Genomic DNA, 22,368 nt, shown 5'->3' on the forward strand with positions numbered 1-22,368 from the left:
GGTGCTCAAGCCTGCATAGCCATACACACCCGATTACGGCCGGTTTCTTTAGCCTCATACAAAGCGTTATCGGCTTCACGCAGCAGATAGCTGTAATCAGGATGGCCCGAGTACACTGCACACCCGATACTCACGGTTAACTTGAACACATCAGTTTGAGGCAACTCAAACTGATGCGCCTCTACAGCTGCGCGAAGGGCCTCACTGAGTTCCAACGCCTGATGCCGCCCCACATCAACCAGAATCACCAGGAACTCTTCACCCCCCATTCTGAACAGAAAATCTCCACCGCGGCATTGTTTCTGCAAAAGAGCAGCTACCTGCTGCACAACCACATCACCCGCTTCATGACCATAACGATCATTAATACGTTTAAAGTAGTCAATATCAACCGACACAACAGCAAATTCCCGCCCTTGATTGCGACACAGATCGATCTCGCGAGACAACACCGTTGGCAGAAACTTTCGATTCAACAAATGAGTAAGAACATCTTTACCCGACTCAAGCTCCAGGCTCTTTTCAAACAAACTTGACAGCTGCAGCAACAAATTCTGGGCATGTGTTTTAAGCACACGCAATTGCTCAGCCCGCAACGACAGATCGTGTGCGCTGCGTTCAATGCGCTGCAAACAAACAGTATCAACCTCTTCAATAACCTGCTCTATTACTGCGCATTCGGTCACCCCCTGAAAGGCGTGCGACCCTTTATGCCTGAACCACAAGCCAAACTCCGATTCCCGAATACGCGGCAAACGGGTGTCCGTTAGGCCGCCCAACGCCGCCTGAAACATCGCCTCACTTTCCCAGTTCAATAGCGCGGCCTTTTGTTTCTCCTTCTCGGTCGACAAATTTTCGGTAATTGAAAACAAACGATACGCTTCGTTGGACTTGGCCTGACGTTCAACATTCAAGGTATACGCTTCGCTCATCACCTCCATAGCCAGATCAATACGGGAACAAAACAACCGTATCGAAAAATGCCGCTGTTGTTGCGCGATATCGGCGGCGTTATCCACCAATGCAGCGTAGCGACTTTTAAGGCAACGTGCGCCTTTCAACACAACCGATACTGGAATGTCAACACGAGCGTGAATCGCGCCAATATTACGTTGATGGGTGTATAAAGCATGAATTTCGGCAGGCGTTTTTGCTGCATTCAAATCAACCAGCCATTGCATCATTGAGCGATGCAAACGTTGTTTTACTTTATCGTGAGTAAGAAACTGCCCCGCCTCTACATCATCGAGCATGGTTTGATAGAAGTAATCGGCCAACAATGGCGCGTGGTGCGTCACCAGTTCAGCCGTCACATACTCAACGACAGGCTCAACTCTTTCATGAAGCGCCTTCCATTCACGTTCAAAATGATTGTCAACCAGACCATCCATATACTCAAAAACTCACTTCAAGAACAACCATATTCTTAGACGCTAAATTTAATGATGAAAGCCGCCCGCCTCTCCCGCGCTCATGGGTACATCAACCGGGTGCCTCTCGAAATACTCAAGACTGCGTTTCATATCATCGACCAAAAGACTCACCAAATCACGGCTGACCCCGTGCCGCACCAGCACCCGCTGTATCACCAAATCGGTTCTGTTCGCCGGCATGGAATACGCCGGCACCTGCCAGCCGCGACTGCGCAGCCGATCGGCAAAGTCGTACAAGGTATAACCACGCGACTGCGCATCGTCTTTCAGCGTCCAGCACACAGCCGGCAAGCCGCGCTTCATGTCGCCGTCGAACAGCACTTTGAAAGGTCCCAGCTTGTCGATTTCCTGCGCCAGATACTGCGCGGCTTCGTAACACGCCGTTTGAATCTTACGGTATCCCTCAATACCAAGACGCAAAAAGTTATAGTACTGCGCCACGATTTGCCCCCCAGGGCGTGAAAAATTCAGCGCAAAAGTAGGCATATTGCCGCCCAGATAGTTAACGTCGAAAATCAGCTCGCGAGGTAAGCTTTCTGCATCACGCCATACGATCCAGCCCACACCCAGCGGCGACAGACCGAACTTATGGCCCGAAGCATTAATCGAGTGCACGCGGGGCAAACGGAAATCCCATTTCAGTTCGGGCGCGCAAAAAGGCGCCAGAAAACCACCGCTCGCACCATCAACGTGCATGGGAATATCGAGCCCGGTTTGCGCCTGCAATTGATCCAACGCCTGGCTAATGGCTTCAACCGGCTCGTAATCGCAAGTAAATGTGACGCCCAGTGTAGGCACGACCCCAATCGTGTTTTCATCAACACGTTTTATCACCTCTTCAGGAGACAAAATCAAACGGTCTCCCTCCAACGGCACTTCCCGAAGTTCAACATCGAAATAACGTGCAAACTTATGCCAGCATATTTGCACCGGACCACAAATAAGGTTCGGCTTATCGGTTGGCTTTCCTTGCGCCTGCCTTTTCTTGCGCCATTGCCATTTCAACGCCAACCCTCCCAGCATTGCCGCTTCTGAGGAACCGGTTGTGGAACACCCCAACGTATTCTCCGCCGCAGGGGAATGCCATAAATCAGCCAGCATGTGCACGCAACGCGCCTCTATTTCGGCCGTTTGCGGGTACTCATCCTTGTCGATCATGTTTTTATCGATGCATTCATCCATAAGACGATGCACCTCATCCTCAACCCAGGTTTGGCAGAACGTCGCCAGGTTCTGGCGTGAATTCCCGTCGAGCATCAATTCATCGTGAACCACCTGATACACATGTCGAGGATCCTGCTCTATTTTCGGGAAACGGTACTTTGGCATACTCACCGACAGGTCGGTTGAAGCATAAACATCGTCGAGCAAACGGTCGCGAATTCTGTTCCGGGAATGAAGAGGCATGGCTTAACCTGAATTATGTTGTACGGGGAAAGAATCAGTGTCAAAATCAGACACGGGGTTAGCCACATGTTAACGGAAACCACTCCCTTTCTACAGCAAGGACTCCATGGCCGTTAAACCGCCTGTTTATGTCAGCCGCATTTCCAAATGGGTGTGTGGTTTTAGCTTGGCGCTCCTGCTTCCATTAACAAGCGCGCAAGCGCAATCAGTGCGCGTGGGCGTGTACCACAACCCGCCCAAAATATTTATCTCTCCAGACGGACGCATTACCGGAATTTTCGGCGATCTCATTAACGCCATTGCCGACAAGCAAGGTTGGGATATTGAAGTAGTTCCCTGTAGTTGGGAGGCGTGTCTGCAATTAACCCAGCAAGGCAACATTGACCTGATGCCCGACGTGGCTCTTTCAGAGTTGCGCGATACGCAGCTTGATTTTCACCAAACTCCTGCTTTGTACAGTTGGTCTCAGGTGTACCAGAACCCAACCCAAAACATTCAATCTTTCCGTGACTTCGAAGGCAAGCGCATTGTGGTTCTTGCGCAATCCATTCAACAGTCATACCTCGAATCGGCGCTTGCAGGGTTCGGGGTAAACGCAAAAATCATACCTGTTGATCGCTACGAAGAAGGGTTCAAGCTCGTAGAACAAGGGCAGGCCGATGCCGTGGTGTCGAACCATCATTTCGGCAACTACACCGCCAACACGTTCAATGTTGAAGAAACGCCCATTATTTTTCTTCCGAGCGGGCTTTACTTCACAACGGCCGAAGGTCGGAATCCCGCTTTGCTGGCAACAGTCGACCAGCAACTTCAAGCCTGGCAGGCGGACACGCAATCGTTCTACTACGACACTTTGAAAAAATGGGGTGGCGAGCCGATCATTTCAGAAGTACCACGATATGTCTGGTGGACACTTGCTGTAAGCCTGGCACTGCTTGGATTAACATTATTTGCCGCGTCTCGACTTCGCCGGGAAGTAAAGCAACGTAAACGGCGTTTGGCTGAAAGCGAGTCACTACGCAACACCATTCTGGATGCCGTCGACGCCTGCATCTACATCAAAGACCTGGAATTCCGTTATTTATATGTAAATCAGGCGGCCTCGAAACTGTTCAATCGCCCTGCCGCCGATATCGTCGGCAAAAAAGACGAAGACCTTTTCGACCTGGAAACGGTAAAACATCTTAACGAGATTGACCACCAAGTTATTGAAAAAGGTGAACGCTTTGCCGGCGAAGAGGTCGACACAACACGCAACAACAATCAGACCACTTATTTTTATTCCGTAAAGATTCCGTTGCGCGACGCCGGAAATAGAATCGTCGGGCTATGTGGAATATCAACCGACATTTCCCAGCAGCGCCAGTTTCGTGACACCATTGAAAAGCTGTCCAAATATGACGCCTTAACCGCACTACCCAATCGAAGCTATTTCTTCGAACAGCTTGAGGAACGCTTGCACAACAACGCAATGCGTCTGATGAATGCCGCACTTATCATTGTCAATATCGATGACTTCCGTTCGCTGAACGACACGCAGGGTCATCGGGTTGGTGATTTACTGCTTATCGCTGTGACCAACACCATTACCGGACTATGTCGGCCCAACGATCTCGCCGCACGACTTGTGGGCGACTCCTTCGTCATCTATGTCGACGAACTCCCCTCTTTATACGCTCAGGCAAACAGCCATGTACTTGACTTTGCCGACGCGGTGCGCAAACAGCTTGGCCGGCCTTTTATGCTGGAGCAGCTCGAATACCAGGGAAGTGTCTGTATTGGCGCCACCATATTCAACGCCCACACCACCCTTGCCGAAGAGGCATTGAAACAAGCCGAACTGGCGCTATACCAGGCAAAATCTGTAGGGCGCGGCACAATTCGCGTTTTTGAACCTGAAATGGAGGCCCTTGCCACTGCGCGCACGGAAATGGAACGCGGCCTGCGCCAGGCGATTGAACGAAACGAGTTCATTCTGTACTACCAGCCTCAAATAGACCGTGCCGACGGCATTGTCGGCGTCGAAGCACTGGTGCGGTGGCGGCACCCCCAACAAGGTTTAACATCGCCGGCCAGTTTTATTCCGCTGGCCGAACTCACTGGGTTGATAGTGCCGCTTGGGAAAAAAGTGCTGCACATGGCATGTCGCCAATTGGCGCTGTGGCACGCGTACCCCGCCACACAACACCTAACCATTGCGGTGAATGTCAGTGCGAAAGAATTCTTCGACGACGGATTCGTTGATTATGTATCACATACCTTGAATGAAACCGGTGCCCCCCCGGAAAAACTGGAACTGGAACTGACCGAAAGCCAACTCATGCAAGACGTTGATGCAGCCATTAAAAAAATGCAGGCCTTGAAACAAAAAGGCATACGGCTGGCACTGGACGACTTCGGCACCGGCTATTCGTCGTTAAGCCAAATTCAACAACTGCCGGTAGACCAATTAAAAATTGACGCTGTTTTTGTACGTGACCTGGTTTTCAACCGCAACGACATAGCCATCGTTCAAACTATTATTAACCTGGGCAAGGCGTTAAATCTGGATGTCATTGCCGAAGGCGTCGAAACCCAGGCGCAGCGAGACGTACTGGCCCAGTTGGGCTGCCATAAATACCAAGGCTTCTTCTACGGCAAACCTGAGCCCGCAGAAACCTTCACAGAAAGCCTTATGGTGACCTAAGCCAAGACGACCGCGGTGTTGTCATACGCCCCATCACAAATGCCAGATTCGCGGCCGCCGCCATTGCCGCATTATGGGCATCCGCTCGTGCCTGGCGTGCTTCCAGCAAATCGGTCGTTGCCTCGGTCACCGTAGTCAATGTTCCCACACCACTGCGATACGCATCAAACGACGCGTCGTAAGTGGTTTGCGCAGTAGACACCAGTTCCGTTGCCGCCTCAAAGCTTTGCAATGCGGATCGCAACACCGTTTCGGCAGCAACCATTTCCCGCAAAGCATCACGACGCTGTGTTTGCAGCGCTTGCTGTGCCTCTTCCACCGCAATTTCGGCGTCGCGCAAACGGGCCTGTCGTAAACCGCCATCGAAAATCGGCATTGTGACACCCAGCAAAACCCCGCTTGACGTGGCCGTTTGACTTAATCCAGGCAAACCCCGCACATCGAAACTGATACGGCTGTTGGCGGCAACCGCGCCTAAATACACCTTGGGCAAGAACTCGGCCTCGGCCGCTTTCACATTCGCTTTAGCCGCCTTTACCGCCGCATAAGCCGCCACTAAATCAGGGCGTTGCGCCAACGCCTGTTGCATACGCTCCGATGTAATCGGGTCGGTTGCAACAGGCAACGCGCGTGTTTGAACCGGCGCAATATTAAGCTGGGTTGTCGGCGGCACGCCCAACGCGCTCATAAGCCCCAGATACGCATTGCGCTCCAAACCCTCGTTATCGACCAAATTCAATTTGGCTTGCGCCACCGCCTGTCGAACCAAAGAGAGCTCAATGGATGTCGCTACACCAGCGTCCAGCTTGTCACGTACAGCACGCTCGACTTTACGTTGATTAGCCAGTGCTTCACGCGCGAGTTTTGTCCGCATGCGCGCCGTGTTGTATTGGTAAAACTGATCGGTGACGTCGCGAATCACCTTTTGATGCGCCGCATTGAACAACACATTCGCTGCGAACGATAGTTGGGACGCCCCCTCCAGCAACGCTTCACGCTGGCCGAAATCGAATAATAGCCAGCCTAAAGCCAATGCCGGTACGGTTCCACTGATATCGGTATCGAAGTTTCGATAGCCGCCTACCTGCAAAGGTAAAGGCTGACTGGTACGCTGATAGCCGCCAATGACATTGGCCGACAACATGGGTAAAAACGTGGCTTCCACCATTCCGGTGGCTAAAGCCGCCTGCCGCGCCCGATTCCACGCTTGACGGGTTTGGGGATTTTCGCGCTGGGCGATATCAATGAGCTCGGGCAGTTGTAAAGGTCTCGACGTATCAAGATCCGGGCCGGAATCAACTTGCGCCAAAGCCGGCACCGAAGGAATTGAAAAGCCGGAAAGGTCAGGAGGACTAATATCCAAACCCGCCGAAGCCTGGTTTTCAGTTGGCCGCCAAGGCTCGTGAGCTGACGCGGGCGCACGATTAATTGCATTACTTGCACACGCCGACAAGGCAACACATGCCAGAATGGATAGCGCCTGACGCCCCACGCGCGCAGCACTGACCATCGCCCGACTGCTGAAAAAACTGATTGAAAAATAGTTCATGCTGGTTGCACACTTAGCTGATGACGCATGTCAGTTAACTGACGCTCCCATTGCGCGACGGTACCACGACTTTCCTGCATCAATGCCATTCGCACACCAAATACTTCCCCTTGTTTCAGCGTTTTCCTAAGCAGGTCCAATTCTTCACGCGGGGGGCGTAACGAATGGGGTTCGAAATGCACACGCGATAACTGCTCGCGAACGGCGTCCAGAGCAGCCAGATTCTGCGCCGTTTGATTAGGGCTACATAACGGACCAGGGTGGGTCTGCCCGCTATACCAGGACAACCGCTCTAAAACCGCGCTTAGCCTGGCGCGCGCGGCTTGTGCGGCACTGATCGGCCATATCCGCGTGAATACAAGATAAAGAATCAGATTCCCGAGCAAAATTCCCATTATGCGATCCAGTGCGACGGACATTTGCACATCAGGCCCAAACCCCTGAAGCACCGTCAACAAGAATGCGAGCCCAATTTGCACACCGGCGTAAGCACTGCGCTCGGAACCACTGGATACCCAACCCGCGCAGAGTATTCCAACAAACACCAATAACATAAGCTGCCCGATCGACGTCATCAGCGGAATCAAAAACAGAATGGAAAGCACACCCATGGCCGCCCCTACCAGGCAACCCAATATCCGCAGCGTTAATTTATGAACGGTTTCCCCGGTGGACCCCAGCGCTGCCACATAACAGGTAATCATGGCCGTGTGAATGTCTTGCCAATCCATCGCCGTATACGCAGTGTAGGCAATCACGGCGGCCAATGTGGTTTTAAGCGCAAATCGCTGATAAACCGGGTTAGTCAGTGCATCTGGATAAAAGAAACCCGAATGGGGAGCGGACCGGCCTTCGGGTACGGGTGTGTATAACAAGGCTATGGCGTTCGTGAGAGGCTGCAACCTAAGCGGAACATTTTGCGCTTGCTGAGGTGGTTCCGGATACTGGCCCGCCTGGAAAGCCTGCGCCAGCCGACGACACTGAGCCGCCGACTCTGCAGCATAACTGTCGAAACTGCCGCGCTGCGCCACGTGCGTTTCGTCGTCGGCTGTGCCCGACGAGTCATATTGACTGGCATGAATCAAAAGCTCATAACTTCGCGTGACGGCAGCTTTAAGCTGGGCTTGCCGCACTTTAGGAATGAGGTGAAACAAAGCAACATACTTCATATAACTGTCGGCTTCGGCATTACCCTTTCGTAAAAGGGTCCAGACATCATCCGCCGATGCTTGCCCATGAAGCACATCGGCCACCACATTCAAACGCTCAGCGACCAAACGCTGCAATAAACGTGGTACCGAGCGCCCGAACGCCACATTGCACACAATAATCAAACCCATAGGCACCGCCGCCATCAGCCACGCGTACAAAATGCCGCGCGTAGCCACTTCACCAAATGGCGCGTTACCCAACAAGGTCATGATGAACGCCACGACCAACGCCAGAATGCTGCCTGCCGGTCCCAACTGCGACGCGGCCCCCAGAAACAAAAACAGAAATGAACTGACCGCGATAATCACCATGCGCCACAGCGGCACATCAATCGCCAGGTTGGTTAACAGCACCAAAACCGGTACCACAATTGAAACCAATACGCTGATACCAATCGCCATGAGCGTGGATTCTGCAGGGTCGGGCTTCATGACAAACAGGATGAGATAGCAACCAATAGCCACCAGAGGAATGCCATAGGTCATGAACACCAGTACCGCCAGCGAACAAATCAGGGCGATCCGCCAAGCGGTTTCGAACCTGCCTTCGAATGGCTTGAGCTCTTGAATGATTTCACGTTCGAACCAGGAAATCATAGGCATTAACACTCGCGATCAGTACGCACCACCACCGAAGCCGACGCCCCAACCCGCATCAAATCAGCCGGAGGGTCCTGCAATAAAATACGGACGGGAAAACGCTGCGCCACACGCACCCAATTCAGGGATTTCTGAACGTAAGGCAAAGATCGCGGTAACGACACCAAATCTTCAGAAGCCACACCCCAACCAATGCTAACGACCTTTCCCTTGATTTCTCGCGCGGGATCCGACAAGGCATACGCCTGCGCGCATTGTCCCGCTTTCAAATGTGCCAGGTCGGTTTCCCGAAATAGCGCCGTGGCAAACCATTCGTTCGCGTCGATAAGCGTGAACAAAGCTTGATCGGGTGCCAAGCGTTCACCGGTCATAACCTTCAAACCCACTACCAAACCGTCATGAGGTGCTTTTACAACCGTGTCGTCCAGAGCCTTACGGGCAAGCGCCAGCGACGCCTGAGCTACGTCCACCGTTGCCTGTGCTGCCTCCAGTTCTCCGATTAACTCGCGGGCAGCTGTGGATTGGGATTGTGCCTGACTCAAGCTCACCTGGGCATCGCGCTGCGCAGTTCTGGCCGCATCCAGATCTTGTTGCGTCACGTACCCCTTCTTGGCCAAAGGGGTTAAACGCTCTACCGTTTTACGCGCCAGGTCTAAATTGGCCTGCGCGCGCCCGATTTGTTCGTCGGCAACGGAAGCATTTGCCGTTTCAGCCCGAATTTGCCGCTCACGTGTCGCAAGTGCTGCCTGGGCAGCCGCCAACTCAGCCTCGGCCTGTTGCACCCGCAGGCGGTACGCCTCCGGATCAAGGCGAAACAGGACGTCACCTTTCGAGACCCGACCTCCTTCAGCTACGTTCAACTCGGTAATCTTGCCGGGTACCGCCGCACTTATGTGAACCACATCCGCTTCCAACACGGCATCTTCAGACATCAGGTTGCGATCGAGATAGCGCCAGTAAACTGCACCGGCAACCATGGCGGCCAGAATCACGACGACCGCCAACAGAACGGCAAGACGGCGGTTTGAAAAATGATGAGCGTCGGCCATTGGCATCACCGGGGAGAAAAAAGAAATGCAAACATCATTGTGAAGATCAGACCCAGGCAAACATAAACCAATAAACGCAGGGGCAGAACATCGTCGATACCGACGCGTATCAAACCCCAGCGAACAAGTAACGTTAACGGGATGCTAATAGCCACGCCCACCAGCCATGACGGAAAATAAGAGCCAAACAAAAGAAATGAAGGCGCACGCCCCTGCGAGCACCCCCCCAACATGAGTAACACCGGGAGGGTAAAAACGACTCTCTCCAACCTGATTCCTTTAAGCCACGACATTTGTCACCCTTCGCTTAAAGCTGATCTTTATAAATACGGCCATCTTTCATGATCATCTTCAGGTTCTTGTCTGGGTCGCTGATGAAGTCAAGATTCTGAGTGGGGTCGCCGTCGGCGATCAGGATATCGGCCAGCCCGCCAGGCTCAATCACGCCCAGTTTGCCCTTGTACGGACTACGCTGCCCCGCCATCGCCAACAATTCTCCGTTCTGCGCCGTGGCCATTTTCAGCAAACTCAGCGGATCGTAAAAACGAGTAAGCTTCGCCAATTGCCGACCTTGTGTTGACAGATTCTGCGGCGTAAACAGAATATCGGTACCCCAGGCGGTTTTAATTTTCATGTCGATCGCCATCTGGTACGCACGCACAGTCCCCTCGGCCACCTCGCGCTGCTTTTCCTTGCTGTTCGGATCAGCCTTTAGATTGGCATCTTCATCGGCAAGAAACGGCTGCAGGCTCCACCAAACGCCCTCATCGGCCATGAGTTTGGCCACTGTTTCGTCGGCCAACTGCCCATGTTCAATAGATTGCACGCCCGCCTTCACGGCGCGTTGAATACCTTTAGGGGTATACACATGCACCATGACATACGTACCCCAGTCTTCGGCAGCCTGCACCCCCGCGCGCAACTCGGCTTCCGTGTATTGCGTGGTGTCGAGTGGATCGTAATGCGATGTCACGCCGCCCCCGGCCATTAGCTTCACCTGGCTGGCACCCAACATGAGTTGCTCGCGCACACGGCGCAATACTTCGTCGGCGCCATCGGCAATCATGGCTGCCCCCATTTTCTCGGCATAACTGAGCGGACCACCCGTTTGACGTGGCACCTCGTAACGCATGCGGAAGTCGCCATGGCCGGACGTCTGCGAAATCATCGCACCCGACGGAAAAATGCGCGGCCCAACAACAACACCTTCGTCAATGGCCCGCTTTAAAGCGAAGCTGGGGCCGCCCGCATCGCGCACACTGGTAAAACCCCGCAATAACGTACGTTCCGCCTCACGCGCCGCAACCAGATAAACATAACCAATGTCCGCCGTCATGGCAGCCATTTCGGTAAGGCCGCAAAACATAGTGTGCCAATGCACATCGATTAATCCGGGCATGGCCAGGCGCCCGCCACAATCGATCATTTGCGCGCTTTCAATCACCTCACCTGCCCCGGGCAAGGCCGAAATACGATTCCCCTCGACGAGAATGTTAACGCCCTCCCGCACTGTTCCACTGACCCCATCAAACAAACGCAGGTTGGTCAACAGCAGAGGGCGGTCCGGAGGGGCCGGTTGCTGCGCAATGGCTTTGCTGGTTTGAAAACCAATAAACGGCACTATGGCTGCCGCCGCGCCCCCCAAAAACATTCGGCGGGTCATGGATGCCATAACGCGATCGTGCAAGACTTGAGCCGCTACCCCCCCACACGTACAAACCGGTTGACGACGCCGGCCCAGATACGCCCCTTCCTGTGACCCGGTGAACCCATCCCTTGCACTAAAGGAAGGGTTAAACGCAGCCAAAGACGAAAACGACGGGACGGCGGCACAACGCATATAGCTCTCCAAGACCAACTCATTCACACAGGTAAGACACAACCACAATTACGATGCCAGATGCGCAGCGGACGCAATAATCTCTTCAATGCCGTTGATGACCAATTGCACGCCCATGCATACCAGCAAGAAACCCATAACACGGGATATCGCATCAATGCCATCGTGCCCGACAATCTTTACAAGCCGATACGCGGAGCGCATGCACAAAAAAAACAGGACACCAAGGATGGCGGCGATAATCACGGGCGCCACCCAAATGACCCATTCCGCATAATGCGCGCGAACAGAGTCCAGCCGCGACGAAGAGCTGATAATCATGGCCATCGTGCCAGGGCCCGCGGTACCTGGCAAGGCAAGCGGCACAAAAGCAATACTGGGGTTCGCATGCGTTTGCATCGATTCTTTGGCGCGATCCGCCTCGGGCATGTCGCCCACCGATGTGGAGGGGAACAGCATATTGAAGCCAATAAATGCCACGACCATGCCGCCGGCAATACGCATGCCAGGCATGGAAATATCAAACGCGCTCATGATCCACATGCCGGCGTAGTAGGTAACCAACATAATGCCCATGACGTAAAACGTTGCTTGTTTAACCTGGCGGGCCCGTTCTTGTTGCGACAGGCCGCCACCCAGCGACAGCAAAAGACTCACAGAGGTAAGAGGGTTGGCCAGCGGCAACAATAAACTTAACCCGATACTCACAATTTGAATTAGTTGGCTGACCTCACCCACTACGCTTCCCTTCCACCATTGGACATTCGACTATTTGCTATAAAGACTCAATCAACGCAACCATTTTGCTTCGCATTGCCGCATCAGGCAAGCGCCCCATGCCGCCGCGCATATTATCGGCCATGTTGGCAGGCTTACTGGTTGCGGGTGTGATTGCCGTCACTTCGGGGTGACTGGCCACATACTTAAGGAAAAACTGCGCCCAAGTCGCGGCATCGAACTCTTTCGCCCATTCCGGCACAGTCTTGCCACGCACCTTGCTCCACAAACGACTGCGGCCAAACGGCGCATAGACCAGAACACCGATTCCACGTTCCCGCGCCACCGGCAAAATCGTCTCTTCAGCGTGACGTTCGTCGATAGCGTAATCTGTGCCGATGAAGTCAAGCGTCTCGTCTTTCATCATTTGCACAAATGCCTCATATTGCGTTTGAAACGTCGTGGTTACGCCAATATAACGAATGCGCCCAGCCTGCTTGTATTCGCGCAATATAGGTAATTGCGTGGGCAGATCCCCCATATTGTGAATCTGCACAAGGTCAATCACTTCTTTATCCGCATATTGAAACGAGCGCTCCAATTGCTCGCGAGCCGCTTTTTCATCGGCCTTACCGCCACCATAGCCCGCCACATTCAGCTTCGTCGCCCAAAAAAGTTTTTGCGTAATACCCAGCTCTTTCGCCACTTGCCCGGCCACTTGCTCCGAAGCCCCGTAACTGGGCGCAGTATCGAACACCGTTCCGCCCAGATCAATCATTGTCGACAACACGCCTTTAACCGCTGCAATATCTTCACTGCCTGCAATTCGCTGAAATGTTGCCGAACTGCCTAACCCCATAATGGGCAGCTTTTCCCCACTTGATGGGATCGCACGGTAAATAAGCTTTCCCATGGCACCATTTTCATGGTGCGCTCCCAGCGCAACGCCCGCAGCACCGGCTGTCGCCAACCCGCCCAACATGCAGGCCCCGTATTTCAATACATCACGTCGCGTCGTCATGACTTTCTCCTTTGCGCTTGCGTTGCATCCAGCCCAACCAGACACCCAGCATGGCCCACAACACCGCCAGCGGCAACGCAAATGCCGCCAAACCGACAAGCCCCATTCCAAGCCGCCCAAGCAAGCCTTCTGTTTGCGCGCCAACTGCGTCGCCACCCCGATACACAAACGTATCAATAAATGCTTTCGATTTGTAGCGCTGTGCGCGGGGCACAACCGTAAAAAGCGTTTCACGCGCCGGACGCATAATGCCTCGCTGCACTGCACGAAACGCCGCTTCCAGCACAATCAGCGCGGTTAACGTTCCCGTAACAGCCAAACCTACGAAACCCAGCGCCACTGTTACAGGCAGCAGAACCAGGGCCACCGCCACGCCCAGGCGCCGCATAATATGACCCGTTATAAGCGCCTGCAAAAACAACGTGGTGGCTTGCGTAATGAAATCGATACGCGCAAATATCACCGCCCGGCCATCGGTGTCGTCGACCAATGCCGACACCATTTGCAAACGGGTAAAGTAAAGCAAAGTTGCCATAATGGCCACCAACAAAACGTAACCGGCAATCCCCAGCAAATAAGGCGACTGCACGGTAGTTTTGAAGCCGTCCCAAGCCTTGCCGCCAATCAGGCGTTCGTAAAGCGGATCGGGATAAACCTCGTTTATGACACGCCCGCCCTGCATGTGTGGATCAATCGATTGCGATGATGATGAGTCAGTACCGAATACCCTGTCGGCTCGCGGCTTTACCAAAGCACCCAACGCGTGCGCTGCCACAACCGCAGCTATGAGAAAACCGGAGGCAACCGGCAGCAATGCCGCCGTCCCAACATGCGGAACCAAGGCCCCCGCAAGCCATGGCCCGAACAACGCCCCTAACGTTCCCCCAACCGCAACAGCGCCAAAGAGCCGCTCACTTTGATCCGGCGTAAAACTGTCGACCATAAACGCCCAAAACAACATGGTGGCAAACAAATTAAACACACTGAACCAAACATAAAAAACCATGCCCGACGTTTGCCCCACCGCCGCGGGAGTGAATACTAGTAACGCATAAAAAAGCAGTAACCCGGCTGCGAAGAATAAGTAGGTGATGCTGACGAACACACGGCGCCGAAAGCGACTCACCAAAACGCCGAACACGGGATTAACCAGAAGTGTTAACAACAAGGTACCCACGAAAAGCCAACGCACCATTTCAATACCGCGCTGCAAACCCAGCGCCTCGCGGGCCGGACGCACCACCATCAACGCAGCAAGCACGCAGAAAAAGAAAAGCCCGGCCAGCAAAACCGGCCAGGCTTCTTTTCTTTTAATTTGCAGAAAGGTTTGTACGCTTTTTGCCATTCATTCAGGGCTAGTGACGTGTTTACAATAGAGGCAACTTGGTTTGAAGTCCTATTATGCAAGCATTTGCCTATTTCGAGACAGCCCCTTTTCTTGACTCCCTGGTCAGCCTTATTGCCGCGTTCATATTAGGCGGGGCAATTGGCCTTGAACGGCAATTTCGCCTTCGTACGGCAGGCTTAAGAACCAATGTCCTGGTGGCAGTGGGTGCGGCGCTTTTTGTTGACACGGCCATGCGCTTTCATCAGATTCATGGCGGATCTCCAGGCACCTTGCAGGTGCTGGCGTATGTGGTGTCCGGCGTCGGCTTTCTTGGCGCCGGGGTCATTATGCGCGAACAAGGGAATGTACGCGGCATTAACACGGCAGCAACCCTTTGGGGATCAGCGGCAGTGGGATGCGCAGCAGGCGCCGATCTTTTACCCGAGGCCATACTGGGCGCACTGTTTGTTTTGGCGGCAAACACGCTATTGCGCCCGGCCGTAAACCGCATCAACCGACGGCCGTTGCATCCAGACGAGGTGGAGGTCACCTACTCAATTCATGTCATTACGGATGAAAGCCAAAGTAATGCCGTGTTATCGGCCCTGGAAAAAGCACTGGGCGCAGTGGGCCTGCCATTCCGTGACATGGAGATAAAAGCGTTCGGTGAACAACGCACGGAAATTGAAACCAGTTTGCTTCCTGTGTCTCTACAGGGAACGGAACTGGACACACTCATGGGAAAAATGAAGAAAACGCCCGGTGTTCAACAAGTATTCTGGCGGGCCAGCACCACCGTTTAAACTGGGTCGTCGCTGTATACCACCTGCCCGGTTTTCAATGTTTCACCCACGCCGCGCGTAATCACCGCATTCATGCCGAACGTCAGTGCCCCTTTCATCCGTGCATCGCGCCGGTAGTCGCGCAAAATATCATTTACCCGATTCGTCACCAGCCCGGTAAGCGGATCAATATCGGGAATCGCACACCGGGTGCAAGGCTTCACGAAGCGCAATGCAACGTCCGGCGCAACTAACCCGGGCACTTCATCTTCCAGGTGCGCCGGCCAGTCACTCACCACAATATTGGGACGAAACCGGGACACATCAACCGTCGCGCGCCCTGCATCGCTCATGCGGCGATTCAATTGCGCAATGGCGGCAGCACTTAACACTAACAGCGGAAAGCCGTCGGCAAAGTACGTGGACGTCTGGTTATTTCGCGTCCACTCAGGGTCGCAAATACGACGCTCACGCTTATCGAAGCGCACCAAACGACAAGCTGTTCCAAGAAACTCACTCAACCACTCTGCCACTTGATCGCCCATATCTAACGCCGGCACTGAATCACGCCAAACTTTCACCATTAAGGAGGCAGGGCTGTCCGGTGCAATGAGCGCAAGGTCATTCATTCCCGTTGCCGACAGCGTTAAACCATCCACGCCGTCCACCGCACTCAGGTGCGGCTGGATCAACGCCATGCGCGGGTAGGCCCGTTGCGTGAGGAAGTGACCATTTGTATCCACCACCATCCATTCCCTATCTAACGCCAACCCGGTTGACCGCACCGCAGTTTGACTTAGTTTCAGACCGGCGCACGACTTAATGGGGTAAATAAACAAGGCCGAAATAATCCCTTGAGTCGCATCGTTAACGTTGAACATGGATACGTTTCCTTAAATTTTACTTACTTTTTGACCCGAATTTGAACCGATTTATTTATATTAAAACGATTCAAATCATGGACAAAAATAAAAAATAAACCTAAATTGCTAACCATACCCGGTACAAGTGCGCTGGGTTGGTTAGTTCAACACTTGGTTTAGTTCACCAAAGGAGTTAATGATGAAACGCTTTTTAATGGGAATGTCTCTTGCTTTCGCCGTTGGCACGGCCTCCGCTGCCGATATCGTAGATACCGCAAAATCAGCCGGCTCTTTCAACACGCTGGTTACCGCTGTTGAAGCTGCGGGTTTGGTTGAAACACTGAAAGGGCCGGGTCCGTTCACCGTCTTCGCCCCAACCGATGACGCTTTTGCCAAAATCCCGAAAGACAAATTGGACGCGCTGATTGCAGACAAAGCAGCGTTAACCGGTGTGCTCACCTACCATGTGGTACCCGGCAAAGTAATGGCCGCCGACGTTAAACCTGGTGAAGTCAAAACCGTTCAAGGCAGCCCGCTTACAGTTAGTGTGAAAGACGGCAAGGTGATGGTGGACAATGCAACGGTTGTACAAACCGACATCCAAACCGACAACGGTGTCATTCACGTGATTGATACGGTCGTGATGCCCATGTAAATTTCGTCAACCGTGCTGTTTCGCCTAACGCAGCACGGCCGGCGAAAACCAGAAAGGCCCGGTTTAAACGACCGGGCCTTTCTTCTTTTGCGTCAATCAAGCATATTCCTTGCGCAAAATTTCAGCTGCTTTAACCATAGCCTGTAACTTACCATCGGCTACTTCACGAGGCAGATACTTCATGCCGCAGTCGGGCGCCAAAATAACCTGCTCGGGCTTGATATGCTTGAGCGCTTTACGAACACGCTCGGCCACCAACTCGGGCGTTTCCACCGTCATATCGCTTAAGTCGAGGCAGCCCACCATAATTTGCTTGTTGCCCAACGTTTCCAGCACCGTGCAATCCAAATTCGACTGAGCGGTTTCCACGGAAACCTGATTGCAAGAGCACTGATTCAATTCCGGCAGAAAATCGTACCCGCTTGGGCGCGCATGAATTACCGCAGCGTAACCAAAGCAAATATGCACAGCGGTTTGGCCCTGCACACCTTCCAACGCGCGATTCAACGCCTCAACACCATACTCGCGGGCTTTTTCAGGACGAGCCTGCATGTAAGGCTCATCGACCTGAACAATGTCTGCCCCGTTGGCAAACAAGTCTTTGATTTCCTCATTCAGCGCGGCGGCATAATCCATAGCCGCTTCTTTTTCCGACGCATAGAAATCGTTTTGTGCCTGCTGCAACATGGTGAACGGCCCGGGCACCGTAATTTTTACTTTACGATCAGTGTTCTTTTTAAGGAATAACAGATCTTCAACTTCTATCGGCTTGATGCGTCGGATTTTGCCCACAATGCGCGGGACCGGATTCGGGTGTCCCGAGCGATCCAGCGCAGTACCGGGGTTGTCGATATCGACGCCATCCAACGCTGTAGCGATACGGTTTGAATAGCTCTCACGGCGAATTTCACCGTCGGTAATGATGTCCAGCCCGGCACGCTCTTGTGCCCGAATGGCGACAATGGTGGCGTCTTCCATGGCTTCGTGCAGATAAGCCTCGGGTATGCGCCAAAGCTCTTTGGCACGCACACGCGGCGGAAAGCGACCAGCCAGTTTTTCACGATCAATCAGCCAATCCGGCTGCGGATAACTACCAACAATAGTGGTGGGGAATAGCATGCTGTCTCCTGTAGGAATCATGTCTACTAAATAATCAGTGGTCTGATTTTCGCAGAAAACGCCAAAGATGTTTAGCTAGACTGTTTTCTTAAGCGTATCGGTCAATGAATTTACTGTTGTACGCTGATGGTGGAACGCACTGAGGCTCGAAAATGAAATATTTTATCCAAAGCGCCGTTATCGCCCTCTTTGTATTCGCGGCAGTATTGGCATTGGCGATAGTTTTTGGGGCGCCTAAAGACCCACCTCCCATGAAGCGCATTACCCAACCCTTCAAAGAAATTCGCGTTAACAAGGAAAAAGAGCAATTCGTCGCGCGCGATGGAAGTCGCTTAACCTATCGAAGGTATCCTGCCAGCCTCGAGCCGGCAAAAGGAAGCGTTGTGCTCCTGCACGGTTCGGGTGCAAGTAGCGATAGCATGCACCCCCTGGCGCAAGCACTAAGCAAAGCAAACTATACCGCCTATGCTATGGACATGCGTGGACACGGAACGACAAACGCCAAAGGCGATATTGCCTATATTGGCCAGTTAGAAAATGACCTGAAAGACTTCATGAATGTCGTCGACCCGGCAGCGCCGTCGACATTAGTCGGCTTTTCCTCCGGTGGGGGCTTTGCGTTGCGCTTGGCGGGCAACCCTCACCAGAGCTTGTTCAACAACTATCTGTTGCTGTCGCCTTTTATCAATCAGGATGCACCCACGCAGCGCCCCAACAGTGGCGGCTGGGTCGAAATTGGCTTACCAAGACACATTGCCATCCTGTTGCTCAATCGCTTGGGCATTGATACGTTCAATCACCTTACGGTCATGCGGTTTGCTCTTCCCGATAATGCACCTGAATATTTAACTAGGGAATACTCTTTCAATCTGGCCCAGAACTATCGGCCGCAGGCGGATTACCAGGCAACGATTCAAGCTGTGAAACAACCCATGCGTGTCATGGCGGGTACGCATGACGAAGCCTTTCACACCGACCGCTTTGAAGAGGTGTTCCAGAATGGCAACGCAGACATCCCGGTAGCACTGCTCCCAGGCGTTAATCACTCTGGGCTCATTCTTGAAAAGAATGCGCTTGACGCGATTATTAAAGCCGTAGACGAAATGAATTCAAACAATAAGCCGGCACCGTCGCCCCAGTGACCAGAGACGGAGCACGCCGCCCGGCCGACGCATGAATTCCGCAGTGCGGAATCCTTGCGTCGGTTTCTCCTTGACGCTCTGTATCCGCCTGCTTATCTTAAATAAACAAATAATCAAGGAGACAAATCATGCTGCATCGCTTGCTTGCAACGGCCCTCACCTCGGCCTGCTTACTTATAAGCGCCCCGGCCCACGCCAAAGACCTCACCTTGCTGTCAAGCTGGGATGACAACTACAACGCCGTCCCCGTCTTCGTCGGCCAATTCGTGGAAAAGCTGAAAGAAAAATCAAACGGCGATCTAAACATTCAAGTTCGAGGGCCTGAAACAGTCCCTCCATTTGAGCAACTGCAACCCGTTGCTGGTGGGCTATTCGACATGCTCTTCACCCACGGCGCCTACCACTTGGGTGAAACCGGCATGGCATTCGGTCTGGATGCCGTTAAAGATGACCCCATCGCGCGACGCGAAAGCGGTATTTACGAGCTCATCGATAAACACTACCAAAGCCGTGGCTTGAAACTGATCGGCGTCTTTTCTTCCGCCTCGGGTTATCACTTCCTGCTACGCCAGCCAATTGGGGAAGACGGCGCCCTTAAAGGCCGCAAAATCCGCGCGTCGGCAACCTACCACGATATGGTGCAGGAATTGCAAGGTGCCGTGGTCACCCTTCCGCCTAGCGAAATTTACTCCAGCCTTGAGCGGGGAGTGGTCGACGGCGCCGCCTGGCCGGTGTTTGGCGCAATGGAATACCGTTGGTATGAAGTTTCCGATTACATGACCCGCCCCACGTTCGGAGTCACCAACCAAGTCATGCTCATGAACCTCGATACCTGGAACGGGTTATCGAAACAGCAACAAGACACCATTATGGAGGTGGCGCGCGAACTTGAGGTATCCGGTCGCCAGGTTTTCGCCGACCTTTGGGCCAAAGAAGATGCAGCCATGCAGGAGGCCGGTCTTGAAATTACCCAGTTCGGTCCGAACGTTGCGCCTAAAGTCGACGCCATGTTTGCTGAAGGTGTCTGGAAACAGGTTCGCAATCGCGCCGGTGCCGATGGCGAAGCCTTCCACAAGCTTGCTGTTGAAAAGGGTTTAACCAGTCAATGAGTGCCTCCGGCCCCTTTCGGCCAGTACGACACGCCTTGTGTCTGCTGGCCGCTTTTCAAGATGTCATTACGCGTATTACGTTTGTCGTTGCCGTTATCGCCTCGGCTTATCTAACGCTGGTGTTGGCCTGGGAAGTCATCGCCCGCTATGCGCTCAACAACCCCACCGGATGGGGGCCCGACACGGCGGCAATCAGCTTCGCTTTAATTACGTTCTGCGCAGCCCCTATGCTGGCCTGGAAAAGCGGGCACGCAAACATGAATATGGTGGTTAACGCATTGCCCGAGCACATCGCTGTTTGGCTACAACGCTTTACCTGGCTATTGGCTTGTACTGTCTGCCTCATCGCCGCATGGTTTGGCTTTGCCGAACTTAAACGCGTTTTCGCCGGCAATGTGATGATGATTGCCGTTACGCCCATTCCAAAGTGGTGGCTCATGTTGGCCATTGTGTACGCCTTATCAAATATGGGCTTTTACTTCCTGCGCCACTTCCTGTGCACCTGGGCGGACTCCCGCCGACAACACGACACCGGGGCCACATAATGGAATGGTACGTGCTCATTTCTGCCGCCGTAGGCTTGATGCTGCTGCTGTTCGCCACAGGCTTGCCTATTTTTTTGTCATTCCTGACACTGAACCTGCTGGGCCTGTATGCGTTAACTGGGAATTTCAAAGGCGTCTTGCTGGTGGTGAACTCGATGTACGACACCGGCACAAGCTTGTCTTTGGCGGCCATTCCGCTTTTTATTCTGCTCGGTGAAATACTTTTTCGTTCAAGCGCTGTCAATGTCATGTTCAACGCCGTCGACGCGGTGGTTGGCGCCGTAAAGTCACGCTTGTATATCGTCAGCGTGATTCTGTCCACTATTTTCGGAGCACTTTCGGGCTCAGCCATGGCCGTTGCCGCCATGATGGGTGCATCGTTGTTACCCGAAATGGAGAAACGCGGCTACCAGAAAAACATGTCGTTAGGCACGATATTGGGTGGCTCAAGCCTTGCACCCATCATTCCCCCAAGCGTCATGGCGGTCGTTCTGGGCATTTTGGCCGGTGTCTCCATTTCCGGGCTGCTGGTTGCCGGTATTCTTCCGGGCCTTTTGCTCGCGCTGGTATTCTTTGTTTATATCGTGATTCGGGTCAAGCTCAACCCAAAACTGGCGCCCGCCGTTATCGAGTCGTCAAGCTTAAGTGCGCAAGAGCGCATAAGGCTTTTACTCCGTGCTGTACCGTTCCTGGCAATTATCGCCACCATTTTGGTGCTGATTATTTCGGGTGTTGCGACTCCCACGGAAGCAGCCGCCATGGGCTGTGTAGTTGCCATGATCACCTGTTCGTTGTTTGCCTCGCTGCGCTGGCCGACACTGGTGCAAGCGCTGCGATCCACAGCATGGACCACCGGCATGATCATGATCATTATGGTGTGCTCGGTCTCCTTTAGCCAGATTCTGAACATGAGCGGCGTGACAACCAACCTGGTGAACGCCGTCACCAGCCTGGAGTGGCACCCGGTACTGATGTTTATCATGCTGATGGCACTTGGGTTTGTGCTGTGCATGTTCATCGACCAGATCGCCGTCATGATTCTGCTGGTGCCACTTTACAAGCCCATTATTGCCGCCTTGGGATTCGACCCCTTATGGTTCTGGGCTATTTTCCTGGTGAACGTTTCAATCGGTAATGTCACGCCGCCTTTTGGCTATACACTCTTTGCCTTACAAGGCGCGGCAAAAGGCACTACGATTCAAGAGCTTTACCGGGCATCCGTTCCCGTCATTCTGCTTTATCTGCTCGTTATTGTTGTGTTGGCGCTCGTGCCCGATATTATTCTTTGGCTACCATCGCTAATGTAATCTTAA

At 53.2% G+C, this 22,368-nt stretch carries 19 protein-coding genes; 7 read left to right on the top strand and 12 right to left on the bottom strand.

Features of this window, described 5'->3' with window-relative positions; translation table 11 throughout:
• Window positions 1-5: 5 nt before the first annotated feature.
• Together G9Q38_RS00830 and gad are read right to left on the bottom strand one after the other, a co-directional pair.
• Window positions 6-1,391: a GGDEF domain-containing protein gene (locus G9Q38_RS00830; protein WP_166126845.1), complete on the bottom strand. Its 1,386-nt coding sequence runs from the start codon at window positions 1,389-1,391 to the stop codon at window positions 6-8.
• Between the two features lie 48 nt (window positions 1,392-1,439).
• Window positions 1,440-2,840, bottom strand: a complete 1,401-nt coding sequence (gad, locus tag G9Q38_RS00835; RefSeq protein WP_166126848.1) for a glutamate decarboxylase — start codon at window positions 2,838-2,840, stop codon at window positions 1,440-1,442.
• Between the two features lie 106 nt (window positions 2,841-2,946).
• Between gad and G9Q38_RS00840 the strand changes: the two genes are divergently transcribed.
• A complete protein-coding gene (locus G9Q38_RS00840; RefSeq protein ID WP_166126851.1) occupies window positions 2,947-5,526 on the top strand; it encodes an EAL domain-containing protein in 2,580 nt (859 codons plus the stop codon).
• Here G9Q38_RS00840 and G9Q38_RS00845 read toward each other — a convergent pair.
• From G9Q38_RS00845 to G9Q38_RS00880, 8 genes are read right to left on the bottom strand one after another with little or no spacing between them, the layout of a single operon-like run.
• Window positions 5,513-7,075 (bottom strand): TolC family protein, encoded by a 1,563-nt coding sequence (locus tag G9Q38_RS00845; protein ID WP_166126853.1) that lies wholly within the window; start codon window positions 7,073-7,075, stop codon window positions 5,513-5,515. The genes G9Q38_RS00840 and G9Q38_RS00845 overlap by 14 nt on opposite strands.
• Complete coding sequence (locus G9Q38_RS00850) at window positions 7,072-8,889, bottom strand: FUSC family protein (protein WP_166126856.1); 1,818 nt, start codon at window positions 8,887-8,889, stop codon at window positions 7,072-7,074. Before G9Q38_RS00850 ends, G9Q38_RS00845 begins: the two co-directional genes overlap by 4 nt.
• Window positions 8,889-9,935, bottom strand: a complete 1,047-nt coding sequence (gene mdtN, locus G9Q38_RS00855; RefSeq protein WP_166126859.1) for a multidrug transporter subunit MdtN — start codon at window positions 9,933-9,935, stop codon at window positions 8,889-8,891. The genes G9Q38_RS00850 and mdtN overlap by 1 nt, the downstream gene beginning before the upstream one ends.
• 5 nt (window positions 9,936-9,940) lie before the next feature.
• Complete coding sequence (locus tag G9Q38_RS00860) at window positions 9,941-10,228, bottom strand: YtcA family lipoprotein (RefSeq protein WP_166126861.1); 288 nt, start codon at window positions 10,226-10,228, stop codon at window positions 9,941-9,943.
• Between the two features lie 14 nt (window positions 10,229-10,242).
• Window positions 10,243-11,775 (bottom strand): metal-dependent hydrolase family protein, encoded by a 1,533-nt coding sequence (locus tag G9Q38_RS00865; protein ID WP_228276164.1) that lies wholly within the window; start codon window positions 11,773-11,775, stop codon window positions 10,243-10,245.
• A gap of 48 nt (window positions 11,776-11,823) precedes the next feature.
• A complete protein-coding gene (locus G9Q38_RS00870; protein ID WP_166126863.1) occupies window positions 11,824-12,513 on the bottom strand; it encodes a MarC family NAAT transporter in 690 nt (229 codons plus the stop codon).
• 37 nt (window positions 12,514-12,550) lie between these two features.
• Window positions 12,551-13,513 (bottom strand): aldo/keto reductase, encoded by a 963-nt coding sequence (locus G9Q38_RS00875; protein WP_166126867.1) that lies wholly within the window; start codon window positions 13,511-13,513, stop codon window positions 12,551-12,553.
• Window positions 13,497-14,858, bottom strand: a complete 1,362-nt coding sequence (locus G9Q38_RS00880) for an NTP/NDP exchange transporter (RefSeq protein WP_166126870.1) — start codon at window positions 14,856-14,858, stop codon at window positions 13,497-13,499. Before G9Q38_RS00880 ends, G9Q38_RS00875 begins: the two co-directional genes overlap by 17 nt.
• Window positions 14,859-14,914: 56 nt before the next feature.
• Here G9Q38_RS00880 and G9Q38_RS00885 point away from each other — a divergent pair, with 56 nt between their 5' ends.
• Window positions 14,915-15,643 carry an MgtC/SapB family protein gene (locus G9Q38_RS00885; RefSeq protein WP_166126872.1) on the top strand — a complete coding sequence of 243 codons (729 nt, stop codon included), beginning with the start codon at window positions 14,915-14,917 and terminating at the stop codon, window positions 15,641-15,643.
• On the opposite strand, the gene G9Q38_RS00890 is transcribed toward G9Q38_RS00885, so the two are convergent.
• Complete coding sequence (locus tag G9Q38_RS00890) at window positions 15,640-16,503, bottom strand: MOSC domain-containing protein (RefSeq protein WP_166126874.1); 864 nt, start codon at window positions 16,501-16,503, stop codon at window positions 15,640-15,642. The two genes, G9Q38_RS00885 and G9Q38_RS00890, sit on opposite strands and share 4 nt — an antisense overlap.
• 181 nt (window positions 16,504-16,684) lie before the next feature.
• Here G9Q38_RS00890 and G9Q38_RS00895 point away from each other — a divergent pair, with 181 nt between their 5' ends.
• Window positions 16,685-17,140 (top strand): fasciclin domain-containing protein, encoded by a 456-nt coding sequence (locus tag G9Q38_RS00895; protein ID WP_166132269.1) that lies wholly within the window; start codon window positions 16,685-16,687, stop codon window positions 17,138-17,140.
• A 96-nt stretch (window positions 17,141-17,236) separates the two neighbouring features.
• Here G9Q38_RS00895 and G9Q38_RS00900 read toward each other — a convergent pair whose 3' ends face one another.
• Window positions 17,237-18,259: a uroporphyrinogen decarboxylase family protein gene (locus tag G9Q38_RS00900; RefSeq protein ID WP_114419397.1), complete on the bottom strand. Its 1,023-nt coding sequence runs from the start codon at window positions 18,257-18,259 to the stop codon at window positions 17,237-17,239.
• Between the two features lie 152 nt (window positions 18,260-18,411).
• On the opposite strand from G9Q38_RS00900, the gene G9Q38_RS00905 reads away from it, so the two are divergent.
• The 4 genes from G9Q38_RS00905 (at window position 18,412) to G9Q38_RS00920 (ending at window position 22,362) form a co-directional block, all read left to right on the top strand.
• Entirely contained in the window at window positions 18,412-19,401 is a 990-nt protein-coding gene (locus G9Q38_RS00905) for an alpha/beta hydrolase (RefSeq protein WP_166126877.1), read from the top strand.
• A gap of 128 nt (window positions 19,402-19,529) precedes the next feature.
• A complete protein-coding gene (gene dctP, locus G9Q38_RS00910) occupies window positions 19,530-20,510 on the top strand; it encodes a TRAP transporter substrate-binding protein DctP (RefSeq protein ID WP_166126880.1) in 981 nt (326 codons plus the stop codon).
• Complete coding sequence (locus G9Q38_RS00915; RefSeq protein ID WP_166126883.1) at window positions 20,507-21,055, top strand: TRAP transporter small permease; 549 nt, start codon at window positions 20,507-20,509, stop codon at window positions 21,053-21,055. Before dctP ends, G9Q38_RS00915 begins: the two co-directional genes overlap by 4 nt.
• A complete protein-coding gene (locus G9Q38_RS00920) occupies window positions 21,055-22,362 on the top strand; it encodes a TRAP transporter large permease (protein WP_166126886.1) in 1,308 nt (435 codons plus the stop codon). Before G9Q38_RS00915 ends, G9Q38_RS00920 begins: the two co-directional genes overlap by 1 nt.
• The last annotated feature ends 6 nt before the right edge of the window (window positions 22,363-22,368 follow it).

It is taken from the genome of Pusillimonas sp. DMV24BSW_D (assembly GCF_011388195.1).
GTDB classification, from domain to species: domain Bacteria; phylum Pseudomonadota; class Gammaproteobacteria; order Burkholderiales; family Burkholderiaceae_B; genus Neopusillimonas; species Neopusillimonas aestuarii.

Excerpts from the sequence above, each read along its gene's own strand:
- G9Q38_RS00830 (WP_166126845.1), bottom strand. The coding sequence starts at position 1,391 with ATGGATGGTCTGGTTGACAATCATTTTGAACGTGAATGGAAGGCGCTT.
- gad (WP_166126848.1), bottom strand. The coding sequence starts at position 2,840 with ATGCCTCTTCATTCCCGGAACAGAATTCGCGACCGTTTGCTCGACGAT.
- G9Q38_RS00840 (WP_166126851.1), top strand. The coding sequence starts at position 2,947 with ATGGCCGTTAAACCGCCTGTTTATGTCAGCCGCATTTCCAAATGGGTG.
- G9Q38_RS00845 (WP_166126853.1), bottom strand. The coding sequence starts at position 7,075 with ATGAACTATTTTTCAATCAGTTTTTTCAGCAGTCGGGCGATGGTCAGT.
- G9Q38_RS00850 (WP_166126856.1), bottom strand. The coding sequence starts at position 8,889 with ATGCCTATGATTTCCTGGTTCGAACGTGAAATCATTCAAGAGCTCAAG.
- mdtN (WP_166126859.1), bottom strand. The coding sequence starts at position 9,935 with ATGGCCGACGCTCATCATTTTTCAAACCGCCGTCTTGCCGTTCTGTTG.
- G9Q38_RS00860 (WP_166126861.1), bottom strand. The coding sequence starts at position 10,228 with ATGTCGTGGCTTAAAGGAATCAGGTTGGAGAGAGTCGTTTTTACCCTC.
- G9Q38_RS00865 (WP_228276164.1), bottom strand. The coding sequence starts at position 11,775 with ATGCGTTGTGCCGCCGTCCCGTCGTTTTCGTCTTTGGCTGCGTTTAAC.
- G9Q38_RS00875 (WP_166126867.1), bottom strand. The coding sequence starts at position 13,513 with ATGACGACGCGACGTGATGTATTGAAATACGGGGCCTGCATGTTGGGC.
- G9Q38_RS00880 (WP_166126870.1), bottom strand. The coding sequence starts at position 14,858 with ATGGCAAAAAGCGTACAAACCTTTCTGCAAATTAAAAGAAAAGAAGCC.
- G9Q38_RS00885 (WP_166126872.1), top strand. The coding sequence starts at position 14,915 with ATGCAAGCATTTGCCTATTTCGAGACAGCCCCTTTTCTTGACTCCCTG.
- G9Q38_RS00890 (WP_166126874.1), bottom strand. The coding sequence starts at position 16,503 with ATGTTCAACGTTAACGATGCGACTCAAGGGATTATTTCGGCCTTGTTT.
- G9Q38_RS00895 (WP_166132269.1), top strand. The coding sequence starts at position 16,685 with ATGAAACGCTTTTTAATGGGAATGTCTCTTGCTTTCGCCGTTGGCACG.
- G9Q38_RS00900 (WP_114419397.1), bottom strand. The coding sequence starts at position 18,259 with ATGCTATTCCCCACCACTATTGTTGGTAGTTATCCGCAGCCGGATTGG.
- G9Q38_RS00905 (WP_166126877.1), top strand. The coding sequence starts at position 18,412 with ATGAAATATTTTATCCAAAGCGCCGTTATCGCCCTCTTTGTATTCGCG.
- dctP (WP_166126880.1), top strand. The coding sequence starts at position 19,530 with ATGCTGCATCGCTTGCTTGCAACGGCCCTCACCTCGGCCTGCTTACTT.
- G9Q38_RS00915 (WP_166126883.1), top strand. The coding sequence starts at position 20,507 with ATGAGTGCCTCCGGCCCCTTTCGGCCAGTACGACACGCCTTGTGTCTG.
- G9Q38_RS00920 (WP_166126886.1), top strand. The coding sequence starts at position 21,055 with ATGGAATGGTACGTGCTCATTTCTGCCGCCGTAGGCTTGATGCTGCTG.